Origin of the sequence: Streptomyces sp. TRM68367 (genome assembly GCF_014495685.1) — a bacterium.
In the GTDB taxonomy this organism is placed as follows: domain Bacteria; phylum Actinomycetota; class Actinomycetes; order Streptomycetales; family Streptomycetaceae; genus Streptomyces.
In genome coordinates this window covers 22,651-34,448 of record NZ_JACTVI010000087.1, presented here as the reverse complement: position 1 = coordinate 34,448, position 11,798 = coordinate 22,651, and the positions used below count along the sequence as shown (strand labels likewise).

Genomic DNA, 11,798 nt, shown 5'->3' with positions numbered 1-11,798 from the left:
CGAGGCCGGACTGCACCTGTGTGGTGCGATGCTCTGGCTCCGCAGCATCGCACCACACTCGTGATCCGAACTCCAGACAGGACCTAGCCGGGCCCGCACCCACCGCGCCCCGGACTCGTGCACCGGCCCCTCGAACGGTGCGCCGGAGGGCACGCATCCCGTCGAGCCGGTCCCGCAGCGCGAGCAGCGTCCGCCGGTCGAAGCCCGTGCCGACCTTGCCCGCGTAGCGCAGCCGGCCGGCGCCCTGCTCGTCGTAGTACCCGAGGAGCAGAGCGCCGAGCCCCACGCGGCTGCCGGCCGGTTCGGTGAAACCGCCGACAACGAACTCCTGCCCCTGCGAGCACTTGAGCTTGAGCCAGTGAGCCGACCGGCGCGGCTGGTAGGCGGCGTCGGCCCGCTTGGCGATCAGCCCCTCCCAGCCGCGCGCACAGGACTGAGCCACCAGCTCGGCGCCGCCCTCGTTGCGGTGCGGTGTCAGCCCCAGCGGCGACCGGAAGGCCAGCGCCCGGCGCAGCAGGGACTTGCGAGCCCGCAGCGGCAGCCGGGTGGTGTCCTGCCCGTCCAGCCGCAGCAGGTCGAACACGTAGTACGTCACGGCGACCCCGCTCGCCTCGACGTCCTCCCGCCGGGTCAGCCCCATGCGCTGCTGGAGCCGGGAGAAGTCGGTGCGGCCCCGGGAGAACGCGACGATCTCCCCGTCGACCGTGAAGTCCCGGCACGACTGGGCCTCAAGCGCCTTCACGACCTCCGGGTACGTGGCGTTGGCCCGCTGCCCGGTCCGGGACAGCAGCGTGACCCGCCCACCCTCGCGCGCGGCCAGCAGCCGCACCCCGTCCAGCTTCCCCTCGAAGATCCACTCCTCGTCCGGGCCGGAGAAGTCGCGCCGGTCGCTGAGCGTGGCCAGCATCGGCCGCTCCGCCAGCTCCGCCCCCGGCCGGGCGTTGCGCAGCAGCCGCCGCTGCTCGGCGGACAGCGCGTCCAGCGTGCGGCCCATCGCGCTCACTCCTCGCGGTCCTCCGCGGCGACCTGGCCGAGCGTACGGCCGCTGCGCACCGACCTGGCCCGGCGGGGATCCGGCGCGTCCTGCCCGTGGGCCCGCCCGCCCGAGGCCCGCACCAGGAGCCAGGCCTCCCGCTCACCGCCGTCCTGCCCGCCGCGGAACCGGGTCAGCGCGTACTCGCCGCGCAGCTTGGCCCCGCTCAGCCGGAACCTGGCGTGTCCGCGCTCCAGCGACTCGGCGAAGTCCACCGGTCGCCCCCTGCGGTCGTGGCTGAGCGGCTCGTACGTGCCGTGGTCCCAGACGATCACGGTGCCGCCGCCGTACTCGCCCTCGGGGATCACGCCCTCGAACTCCTCGTACTCCAGCGGATGGTCCTCGGTGGGCATCGCGAGCCGCTTGTCCTTGGGGTCGGCGGACGGGCCCTTCGGCACCGACCAGGACTTCAGGACGTCGTCCACCTGCAAACGGAAGTCGAAGTGCAGGGTGCTCGCGTCATGGATCTGCACCACGAACCGGGGCTCCTCGCCGGAGGCACCCTCGCGTCCGGCCGGCTCACCGGTCCGGTCGAAGTCACGCTTGCCGCGGTACTCCCGCAGCCGGTCCCGCTCGGCCACCTCCGACTCCTTCCCGGCAGCTCCCTCACGCGGGCCCCGGGTACCCGGTCAGAACTCCTCGTGCACCTCCGGATCGCCGCCCAGGCGCTCCTGGGCCCGGTCGGCGACGGCCCGCATCTGGTCGTCGTCCAGTTCGAACCCGAAGACGTCGAGGTTGGTCCGCTGCCGCTCGGGGTTCGCCGACTTCGGGATGGGCAGCGCGCCCAGCTGGACGTGCCAGCGCAGCACGACCTGCCCCGGCGTCACGCCGTGGACCTCGGCGACGCGCACGATGCCGGGATCGTCCAGCAGGTCCGTGCCCCGGCCCAGCGGGCTCCAGCTCTCGGTGACGATGCCCCTGGCGGCGTGGAAGGAGCGCAGGTCCTCCTGCGGGAGGAGGGGATGCAGCTCGATCTGGTTCACGCAGGGCAGCACTCCGGTCTCCTTCTCCAGCCGCTCGATGTGGACGGGCGTGAAGTTGGAGACGCCGATCGACCGTACGAGGCCCTCCTCGCGCAGCTTGATCATGGCCTTCCAGGAGTCGGCGTACTTGCCGACGCGGGGCAGCGGCCAGTGGATCAGATACAGGTCCACGTACTCCAGGCCGAGCCGGCGCCGGGACTCCTCGAAGGAGGCGAGCGTCTCCTCGTAGCCGTGGTGCCGGCCCGGCAGCTTCGTCGTCACCACGATCTCCTCGCGGGGGATGCCGCTGCGGGCGACGGCCCGGCCCACGCCGGTCTCGTTGCGGTAGTTCGTCGCCGTGTCGACGAGGCGGTAGCCCAGGTCCAGGGCGCCGCGTACCGCCTGCTCCGCGTCGGCGTCGTCCAGCGGCCAGGTGCCGAGGCCGATGCCGGGGATCGCCGTTCCGTCGTTGAGCGTGTGCTCCGGGATGCTGATCACGATCGGACCTTCCCGTTGACTGTGCAGTAGATCCAGTATGGGAGCCTGCCTCCCTCGCGAGCGCGGACGGGGTCGCCGCCCCGGCCGCCGGATAGAGTGAGCAGTGATCAGCCGGACGGCTGGGGGATGAGGGCAGCGGACGGCATGGGCAGCGTCGAGGGCAGGCACACGACGGGACCGGGGCGGCCCACGTCACGGGACGTCGCCCGGCTCGCCGGCGTGTCGCACACCGCGGTGTCCTTCGTGTTCAACGGCCGCGCCGACGGCAACCTCTCGCCCGCCACCCAGGAACGCATCCGGCAGGCCGCCGCCCAGCTCGGCTACCGCCCCGACCCCGTCGCGCGCGGCCTGCGCCGCCGCCGTACCGCCGTCATCGGCCTGGTCACCGACGAGATCGCCTCCTCGCCGTTCGCGGGCCGGCTGCTGCGCGGCGCCATGGAGACCGCCTGGGGCAGCGAGCACCTCGTCCTCACCGTCGACTCCGGCGGCGACCCGGCCAAGGAGGACGCGGCCGTCGCCGAACTCCTCGACCGGCGGGTGGACGGCATCATCTACGCGGCGATGTCCCTGCGCCGCGTCCGTGTGCCCGAGGGCCTGCACCGCACCCACTGCGTGCTGGCCAACTGCCTGCCCGAGGACGGCTCGCTGCCCGCCGTCATCCCCGCCGAGCGCGCCGGTGGCCGTACGGCGGCCCGGCTGCTGCTGGAGGCGGGGCACCAGCGGGTCGCGCTGGTCGGCGGCCAGGACGACATCGCGTCGGTCGAGCGGCTGCGCGGCTTCCGCGACGCCCTGCGTGCCGAGGGCATCACCGTCCCCAAGGAGAGGGTGGCGCGCACCGGCGGCGAGATCTCCGGCGGGTACGAGGGCGCGCTGCGCCTGCTTGACGGGATCCCCGCCGGGCGGCGCCCCACGGGGATCTTCTGCTACAACGACCGGGTCGCGGCAGGCGCCCTGCATGCCGCGACCCGGCTCGGGATCGCCGTACCCGACGAGTTGTCGGTGGTGGGCTACGACGACCAGGAGCACATGGCCGCGTACCTGTCGCCGCCCCTCACCACGGTCGCGCTGCCGCACCGGGCGATGGGCGAGGCCGCCGCACGGCTGCTCCTCGACGCCATCGACACCGGCCGGACGCCGCCCGCCAACGTACGGCGCCTGGCCTGCCCGGTGATCAGCCGCGCGTCGGTGGGACCAGTTCCCATCCCGTGACGGCCGCCCCGGCACCCGTCACCGCTAGCTCAGGCACGTCCGCCGGGCTCCGGTAGACCCGCTCGGTGACCATGGCACGGTCGCCCACGAACAGTTCCAGCAGCGAACCGTCGACCAGCACCCGCACGGAGAGCTCCGCACCCGGCGGCACCCGCACCTCGACAGGCGCCGAACCGTCGGCCCGCGCCCGCGGCCAGCCGGCCCGGTCGAGCACCACGCGGCCCTCGCCCGGGTCCACCCGCACGGTGAGCTCCGCCCCGGAGACGGACCGCAGCAGCCGCACCGCCGTCTCGTCACGGGCGGTGACACACAGGTCGTAGGCGTTCGGGAGCGCGACCGTGCCCGGTGTGGTGGCGGAGGGGGTGTGGGCTGCTGGATCCGGGGCTGTGCCCGGTGTGGTGGCGGACGGGGCGTGGGCTGCTGGATCCGCGACCGTGCCCGACGTGGTGACGGACGGTTCGTACGCCTCCGGATCCGCCACCGTGCCCGACCCGGAGACGAACGGCTCGGGTGCGCGCAGCAGTTCCAGTTCCGGCGCGGGGGCCACCCGCAGCGATCCGTCCGGGTGGACGTCGACGACGCGCGGCGCGGTGAGTACGCCCGCCCAGCCGGCCCGCAGGGTCTCGGGCTGCTCGCGTGCCTCCCAGGACCAGCCCCACATCAGCGCCCGGTCCGCATCCTGCAGCACGGCCGGCGCGTAGAAGTCCCGCCCGTGGTCGAGCCGGCCCGCGCATTGCGCCGCGAAACGCAAACCGCCCTGTCCGTCGCCCTCCAGACGCCCCCTCAGACAGCCGGTGGAGCACGGGTCCCCGTCCCACAGCGACACCACCAGCACCCACGAACCGCCCGGCGTGGCGAACAGCTGCGGGCACTCCCAGCCGACCGCCTTGTCCCCGAACGCGTCCGTCGCGACCGGGTCGTTGCCGTCCACGAGCACCCCGGCGAACCGCCACGCCGTCAGGTCGTCGCACTCGTACAGCAGCACCGACGCCGTACCGTCGGCGTGCCCCGCACCGACCAGCGCCCAGCGCCGCCCCTCGCAGCGGAACACGAACGGGTCGCGGAACATCACCACGTCCAGGCCGTCCGGCGGACCCGCCACCACCGGCGCGGGCAGCGGCCGCCACTCGGCCAGCGTCACGTCGTCCAGGTCCGCCGCCCGCGCCAGGCAGATCGCGCCGTTGCCCGCATGGCCACGGTCGACGCCGGTGTACACCGCCGTCGGCACGCCGCCATCGTCGACCACGCACCCCGACCAGCAGCCCGCCTCGTCCGGCCCGCCCGGCGTCGGCGTGAGCGCGATCGGATGGTGCTCCCAGCGCGCGAGGTCAGGGCTGGAGACATGGCCCCAGTGGACGTTCGCGTGCACCGGCGCGGCCGGGTTGTGCTGGTAGAAGAGGTGGTAGCGGCCCCGCCAACGGAAGGGCCCGTTGGGGTCGTTGATCCAGTTGGCGGGTGGGCGGACCCTGAAGCGCGGGGTGTGCGGGTCCGGCGGGGGAGCGGCGAGGCTCAACGGTTGACTCCTGCGGACGTGATGCCCTCCCGGAGAGGGCGCTGGCCGACGACGAACACGGCGACGGCGGGAATCATGGACAGCACGACACCGGCGAGGACCACGGAGATCGAACCGGTGCCGAGGTTGCCCTGAAGGGAGACCAGGCCCAGCGGCAACGTGTAGTTCTGGGCGGAGGTCTCCAGGATCAGCGGCCGGAAGAACTCGTTCCAGTGGTAGTTGAAGGCGAGCACGCCGACGATCGCGAGCCCCGGCGCGGCCAGCGGCGCGTACACGGACCGGAAGGTCCGCCAGGGCCCGGCGCCGTCCAGCATCGCGGCCTCGCCCAGGTCTTTCGGCATGCCCAGGAAGTACTGCCGCATCAGGAAGGTGCCGAAAGCGGTCGGGAACGCCGGGATGATCAGACCGAGCAGGGTGTCGGTCAGACTCATCGACTTCAGCACCAGGAACACCGGCACGATGGTCACCTGCAACGGCACCATCATCGTCGCCAATACCAGCGCGAACAGCGACTTCTTGAACCGGAACTCCAGGCGCGCGAAGGCGTACCCGGCGAGCCCCGCCGTGATCATCTGGCCCACCGCGATCAGCGCGGTCACCAGCGTGGAGTTCAGCGCCAGCAGCCACATGTCGATCTGGTCGAACACCCCGCGATACGCCTCGGCGGACGGATCGGTCGGGATGATCTTCGGGGGCAGGTTGAACGCCTCGGCGGGCGTGCGCAGGGAGGTGGAGACCGTCCACACCACCGGGCCGAGGGTCAGCAGGGCGCACACTGTCAGCCCGGAGATCCGCGCCCACGGCGCCAGCGAGTACCGGGCACGGCTGAAGGAGAGGGTTGCTTGGCTCATCGGACTCAACTCACCCGGCTCACTGGTAGTGGACGAAACGCCGGCTGAGCCGGAACTGGAGGGCGGTGACCGCCATGATCAGCACGAACAGCAGCACGCCCACCGCGGAGGCCTCGCCGAACCGCAGCTGCTCGAACGCCGTCTCGTAGATCACCATCACGACGGTGCGGGTGGCGTCGCCGGGACCGCCGTTGGTCAGCACGTAGGGCTGCTCGAAGACCTGGAGCGCGTTGATGATGCCGACCACCGACGCCACCAGCAGCGTGGGCGACAGCAGCGGCAGCGTGATGGACAGGTGCTTGCGCAGGCCCGTCGCGCCGTCCAGGGAGGCGGCCTCGTGGATCTCCTTCGGAATGTTGTTCAGCCCCCCGATGAACAACAGGAAGGAGAAGCCGAACTGCTGCCACACATAGACGAGGACGACCGTGGCCATTGCCGCGTTCTCCGACGTCAGCCACGGCACCGGCGCGATCCCGACGAAGCCGAGCAGCCAGTTCACCACCCCGAAGTCCTGGTTGAACAGGTACTTCATCACCACCGAGATCGACGCCGCGGACAGCACCAGCGGGAAGAAGAACGCCGACCGGAACACCGACCGCAGCCACATCGGCATCCGCCCGTTCAGGGTGAGCGCCAGCGCCAGCGCGATGAGGAGTTGCAGCGCCACCGCGAACACCATGAACACCAGCGTGTTGCGGAAGGACACCAGCACGGTCGAATCGCTGAACACGGCACCGTAGTTGGAGGCACCGGCGAAACTCGGGGAGTCGATCACATTCCAGTGGAACAGGCTGAGCACCACCGACCCGACGATCGGGACGACCGTGAAGACGACGATGCCGACGATCGTCGGCGCCAGGAACAGCGTGGCCAGCAGCCGGGTGCCGCGGTCACGGCCGGAGGAGCCCGGCGCGGTAGCGGCAGCCGGGGCAGCGGGCCGAGCGGCCGGTGCGGCCGGGATCTGGGTGTTCGTCATGCGTCACGCTCCATGGCCTTCTCCAGATCGCCCTGCATCCGGCGCAGCGCGGGGCGCACCGAGCGCGGCGAGGCCAGGGCCGTGCCCGTGTGCTTGACCAGCGCCTGCTCGACCTCGGCGTACTGCGGCGGCGCGGGCATCGGCCCGGTGTCGGGGAACTTGTCGAGGGTGTCGTAGAAGACCTGCCAGTGCGCCGGGCCCATCTCCCGGTAGCGGTCGGCGGTCAGCATCGAACGGCGGGCCGGGGTAGTCTGGTTGGTCTCGAACAGCCGCATCAGGGTGTCCCTGCGGGCCGCGTACTTGATGAACTCCCAGGCCTCCTCCTGCTTCTTCGACGTACGCAGCAGCGCGTAGCCGGCCGCGCCGTACTGCATGCGCTGGGCGCGCCAGCGCGGGAAGTACTGCACGTCGAAGCCGTCGGACTGCATGCCTGCCAGGTGCAGGCCGCCCGCCCAGAAGCCGCCCGCCGGGGTGACCCCGACCCGGCCGGTGGAGAACACGCCGATGAGGTTCTGCCCGTTGCCGCCCTCGGGGCGGGTGCACAGGCCCTCCTGGATGAGGTCGGCGAGGTAGTCGTAGACCTCCTCCACGCGGTCGTGGGTGGCCTGCGGGGCCGTCCACCTGAAGCCGCCGCCGCGCCCGCGCCGCTGCGCGGCCGGGTAGAAGGAGTCCCACAGCCAGGACCCGCCGGGCGCCTTGGACTCGGCGAGCAGATTGGTGCCGTTGGCGAACAGCCAGGGCACCACGCCGCCCCACAGCCGGTTCGTCCAGAAGTACGGCGTGAACCGCGCACCGCTCGCCTTCTTCATGTCCCGCAGCAGCGCGGTGAAGTCGTCCCGGGTCCAGTCGGCCGGCGGGAAGTCGGCGCCGGCCCGCTGAAGCACCTGCGTGTTGAGGTAGATGTCGGCCGCGTTGAACTCCACCGGCAGCTGGTACAGGCCGCCCTCGTACATCATCGACTCCACCAGCGAGGGGTGGACGTCCGCGAAGTACTCCTTCAGCTCCGCCGCGTCCCGCCGCACCCACTTGTCCAGGGCCACGCCGAGGCGCTGCGCGAACAGCTGCACCCCCTCGGTGGCGACGTAGACGAGATCGGGTGCGGTGCCCGCCGCGACCTGCGTCAGGATCTTCGCGAAGAAGTCCGACCAGTCGACGGCCTGCACGGCGTTGATCCGGAGCTTGATGTCGGGGTGCACCTGGCGGAAGCCCTCGGTGAGCGTCCGGATGGCGGCGGGCCCGTAGGCCGGGCCGAGGGTGGCGACGACGAGGGAGCCGTCGTCGCGGCCGGGAATGTCGGCTCCGGTGAGCCGGTCCCAGCTCGCGGCGGTACCGGCCAGAGCGGCGGCCCCCGCGCCGTAGGCGCCGTACCGCAGGAGCGTGCGGCGAGTGAGGTGCGAGTCGGTCATGCGTGCGGGCCTAACTCGTGTTAGCCAAATCTGATTCCCCAGATGATCGAGCCGTGTTACAGACATGTCAAGAGGGCTGAACGGCTTGACCTTTAACGAGTTAGGTCGCACAGTCCTGCTCTACAAGAGCCGCAGTTTCCGACGACGGCGTCGGGGAAGGGAGCCGCACCATGCGTGGCGCATCCGGCATGCCCGGACCATCCAGGAGGTCGCTGTTCGTCGCCTCGGCGGGCGCGTTACTGCCCCTCGCGGGAAGACCCGCGGCGGCACGGACCGCACCCACGGCCGCCGCGTGCCCGGGCAGCTACCGCGCCGAGTACCACTTCACCGTCCCCGACCAGTGGAAGAACGACCCGCAGCGACCGGTCTGGATCGACGGCGAGTACCACTACTACTACCTCTACAACCCCGACTACTCGACGGGCGGCACGACCGCGGGCACCGCCTGGCGCCTGGCCACCAGCACCGACCTGGTCACCTTCACCGACCGCGGGATCGCCGTACCGAAGGACACCACCCCCAACGGCGACGTCTGGTCCGGCTCGGCGGTCGTCGACACGGAGAACACGGCGGGCTTCGGCGCGGGCGCGGTGATCGTCCTCGCGACCATGGCGCCGGACGAGGTCACCCAGGCCCAGTACCTGTACTACTCCACCGACGGCGGCCGCACCTTCACGCCCCACGGCACCGACCCGGTGCTGCCCAACCCCGGCGTCCGCGACTTCCGCGACCCCAAGGTGATCCGCGACGAGGAGCGCGGCCGCTGGGTGATGACCCTCGCCGAGAACAACAAGGTCGGCTTCTACCACTCCACCGACCTGAAGGCGTGGACCTACCTCAGCGGGTTCGTCAAGGACGGCATCGGCGTCCTGGAGTGCCCCGACCTGTTCCACATCCGTGCCGAGGACGGCACCTGGCGATGGGTGCTGGGCGTGAGCGCCAACGGCAAGGGCTCCGGACTGCCGGGCACCTACGCCTACTGGACGGGGTCGTTCGACGGTACGGCCTTCACCGCCGACGCAGCCGACCCGCAGTGGCTGGACCACGGCTGGGACTGGTACGCGGCCGTCACCTTCGACAAGCGCGACCCGGACGGCACGCTCGACCCGGCCACGCGGTACGCGATCGGCTGGCTGAACCACTGGGACTACGCCAACACCACCCCCACCATCGAGTGCGACGGCTTCAACGGCACCGACTCGATCGTCCGCGAGATCAGGCTGAGGCGCGCCCCGGACGGCACCCGCTACCTGGCGTCCCGGCCGGTGCCGGCGCTCGCCGACCACGTCTCCCGCACGGTGAACCTCGGCGACCTGACGGTCGACGGCAACCTCCCGCTCGACTACACCGGCACCGCCTACGAGCTCTCCACGGAGATCACCTGGGACCGGCTCACCGGCGCGGGCCTCCAGTTGCGCCGCTCACCCGACGGCACACGCCACATCGACGCGGGCATCTACGGCACGTACGCCTTCGTCAACCGCGGCCACACGGTCAACCCGGACAGCTCCGGCCGGTGGCAGGAGAGCCGCAGCCCCTTCGACCCGGCCGCGCGGACGGTCCGGCTGCGGATCCTGGTCGACCGCACGTGCGTGGAGATGTTCGTCGACGACGGCCGGTACGTGCACTCCTGCGAGGCCTTCCCGGACCCCGGCGACACCGGGATCGCGCTGTTCACGATCGACGGCGGCGCGGTGTTCCGCAACACGGTGGTCCGCGAGTTCGCGGTCTGACCCACGTGGGGTGCCGGCCACGTGATCGGATGGGCAGCCGACGGTCGCACACGAGAGGAACGGCATCCATGACCGAGTGGGACCTGCCCGAGACCTTCCCCAGCTCATCCGGTGAGGTCCGCTGGAACCGCCTGGGGCAGCCCGGCCGGCAGCCGGTCGTCCTGCTGCACGGCACCCCCTTCTCCTCGTATGTCTGGCGCGCGGTGGCCCGCTCGCTGGCCCGTGAGCGCCAGGTGTACGTGTGGGACATGCCCGGCTACGGGCTGTCGGAGAAGTACGCAGGCCAGGACGTGTCCCTGGCCGCCCAGGGCCGCGTCTTCACCGAGCTGCTGGGCCACTTGGGGCTGGCGGAACCCCACGTGGTCGCCCATGACTTCGGCGGCACCGTCGCCCTGCGCGCGCACCTGCTGCACGGCGGCCGCTACCGGGCCCTCGCCCTGGTCGACCCGGTCGCGCTGGCCCCGTGGGGGTCCCCGTCCTTCCGGCTCCTCGGCGAGCACGCCAAGGTCTTCGAGCAACTGCCGCCCCCACTGCACCGCGCACTGGTCCGCGAGTACGTGGCGTCCGCCAGCAGCCCGGGTCTGCATCCTGCGGTCCTCGACCGGCTCGTCCAGCCCTGGCTCGGCGACCTGGGCCGGCCCGCCTTCTACCGGCAGATCGCCCAGGCCGACCAGCGGCACACCGACGAGGTCCAGGACCGGTACGCCGAGATCGGTCTGCCGACGCTGGTCTGCTGGGGCGAGGACGACATCTGGATCCCCGTGGCGAAGGGACGCGAGCTCGCCGCACTGATCCCGGACGCGCGGTTCGAGCCGATCGCCGGCGCGGGCCACCTCGTCCAGGAGGACACCCCTGCCGAACTCACCGCCGCCCTCCTCACCTTCCTGCATCGCCAGGACGGACGGCAGGAGCAACCTGGTCAGCACTAGGCCCTGTCGGATCGCCGAATGGGAGGCGGGCGCGTGGTACTCATCGGGGGGACGTCCCACACCGGCACGTCGACCGTCGCGCGGGCCGTCGCCGGCCGGCTCGGCTTCGCGTGCCGCTCGACCGACGGCCTGGTCCGCCACCCGGGACGCCCCTGGCGCACCCCGGAGCACGAGGTGGCGCCGTACGTCGCCGAGCACTACGGCACCTCCCCGTCGAGGAGCTGATCGCGTCGGTGCCCGACCACTACGCCCGCCTGTGGCCGCGCATCGAGGACCTGATCGGCGAGCACGCGCGGCGCCGGGCCCGGCCTCGTCCTGGAGGGTTCCGCACTGCGGCCCGCCCGCGTGGCCGGGCTGACCCTGCCGAACGCGCGGGCGGTGGGGCTCACAGCGGACGAGGCGGTCCTCGCCGCCCGCGTGCGTGCCGCCGGGCACTGTCCGCAGGCCACGGACGCCGAACGGCACCTGATCGGCCGGTTCCTGGCCCACACCGCACGCTTCCAGCAGCTGATGACCGAGGCCGTCGACGCATACGGCCTGATCCGCGTCGACACCGGCGGCCGGTCCCCGGCCGACGTCGTGGAGACCGTCCTGGACACGCTGAACGCGCCCATCGGCCGGTGAGGCCCTGTCGCCCCGTACGGCGATCACTGTCACGATCTTTCCCAGGGCCCGGCCCGCACGGGGC

Annotated in this window: 11 protein-coding genes and 1 pseudogene; 5 read left to right on the top strand and 7 right to left on the bottom strand. The window is 72.0% G+C overall.

Annotated elements, in window-relative coordinates:
* Positions 1 to 84: 84 nt before the first annotated feature.
* The 3 genes and pseudogenes from ligD to H8R17_RS35560 form a co-directional block, all read right to left on the bottom strand.
* A pseudogene (gene ligD / locus H8R17_RS35570) lies at positions 85 to 994 on the bottom strand (non-homologous end-joining DNA ligase); the annotation flags it as partial.
* A 5-nt stretch (positions 995 to 999) separates the two neighbouring features.
* On the bottom strand, positions 1,000 to 1,614 hold the full coding sequence (locus H8R17_RS35565) for a DNA polymerase ligase N-terminal domain-containing protein (RefSeq protein WP_187827337.1): 615 nt from the start codon (positions 1,612 to 1,614) through the stop codon (positions 1,000 to 1,002).
* Positions 1,615 to 1,662: 48 nt separating this feature from the next.
* Positions 1,663 to 2,493 (bottom strand): aldo/keto reductase, encoded by an 831-nt coding sequence (locus H8R17_RS35560; RefSeq protein ID WP_187827336.1) that lies wholly within the window; start codon positions 2,491 to 2,493, stop codon positions 1,663 to 1,665.
* A gap of 126 nt (positions 2,494 to 2,619) precedes the next feature.
* On the opposite strand from H8R17_RS35560, the gene H8R17_RS35555 reads away from it, so the two are divergent.
* Positions 2,620 to 3,702, top strand: coding sequence for a LacI family DNA-binding transcriptional regulator (locus H8R17_RS35555; protein WP_187827335.1), 1,083 nt, complete (start codon positions 2,620 to 2,622; stop codon positions 3,700 to 3,702).
* Here the strand turns inward: H8R17_RS35555 and H8R17_RS35550 are convergent.
* Genes H8R17_RS35550 through H8R17_RS35535 form a run of 4 tightly spaced genes read right to left on the bottom strand, consistent with a single transcriptional unit; the run spans position 3,665 to position 8,448 of the window.
* Positions 3,665 to 5,215, bottom strand: coding sequence for a glycoside hydrolase family 32 protein (locus H8R17_RS35550; protein WP_187827334.1), 1,551 nt, complete (start codon positions 5,213 to 5,215; stop codon positions 3,665 to 3,667). The two genes, H8R17_RS35555 and H8R17_RS35550, sit on opposite strands and share 38 nt — an antisense overlap.
* Complete coding sequence (locus tag H8R17_RS35545; protein ID WP_187827333.1) at positions 5,212 to 6,066, bottom strand: carbohydrate ABC transporter permease; 855 nt, start codon at positions 6,064 to 6,066, stop codon at positions 5,212 to 5,214. Before H8R17_RS35545 ends, H8R17_RS35550 begins: the two co-directional genes overlap by 4 nt.
* Positions 6,067 to 6,085: 19 nt before the next feature.
* Positions 6,086 to 7,042, bottom strand: a complete 957-nt coding sequence (locus H8R17_RS35540) for a carbohydrate ABC transporter permease (RefSeq protein WP_187827332.1) — start codon at positions 7,040 to 7,042, stop codon at positions 6,086 to 6,088.
* On the bottom strand, positions 7,039 to 8,448 hold the full coding sequence (locus H8R17_RS35535; RefSeq protein WP_187827331.1) for an extracellular solute-binding protein: 1,410 nt from the start codon (positions 8,446 to 8,448) through the stop codon (positions 7,039 to 7,041). Before H8R17_RS35535 ends, H8R17_RS35540 begins: the two co-directional genes overlap by 4 nt.
* A 188-nt stretch (positions 8,449 to 8,636) precedes the next feature.
* Here H8R17_RS35535 and H8R17_RS35530 point away from each other — a divergent pair, with 188 nt between their 5' ends.
* The 4 genes from H8R17_RS35530 (at position 8,637) to H8R17_RS48925 (ending at position 11,734) form a co-directional block, all read left to right on the top strand.
* The gene (locus H8R17_RS35530; RefSeq protein ID WP_187827338.1) at positions 8,637 to 10,181 is read left to right on the top strand and encodes a glycoside hydrolase family 32 protein; all 1,545 of its coding nucleotides are present in this window, start codon (positions 8,637 to 8,639) and stop codon (positions 10,179 to 10,181) included.
* 68 nt (positions 10,182 to 10,249) lie between these two features.
* A complete protein-coding gene (locus tag H8R17_RS35525) occupies positions 10,250 to 11,110 on the top strand; it encodes an alpha/beta fold hydrolase (protein WP_187827330.1) in 861 nt (286 codons plus the stop codon).
* 33 nt (positions 11,111 to 11,143) lie between these two features.
* Positions 11,144 to 11,335 (top strand): hypothetical protein, encoded by a 192-nt coding sequence (locus H8R17_RS48930; protein WP_316959625.1) that lies wholly within the window; start codon positions 11,144 to 11,146, stop codon positions 11,333 to 11,335.
* A gap of 120 nt (positions 11,336 to 11,455) precedes the next feature.
* A complete protein-coding gene (locus H8R17_RS48925; protein WP_316959624.1) occupies positions 11,456 to 11,734 on the top strand; it encodes a hypothetical protein in 279 nt (92 codons plus the stop codon).
* The last annotated feature ends 64 nt before the right edge of the window (positions 11,735 to 11,798 follow it).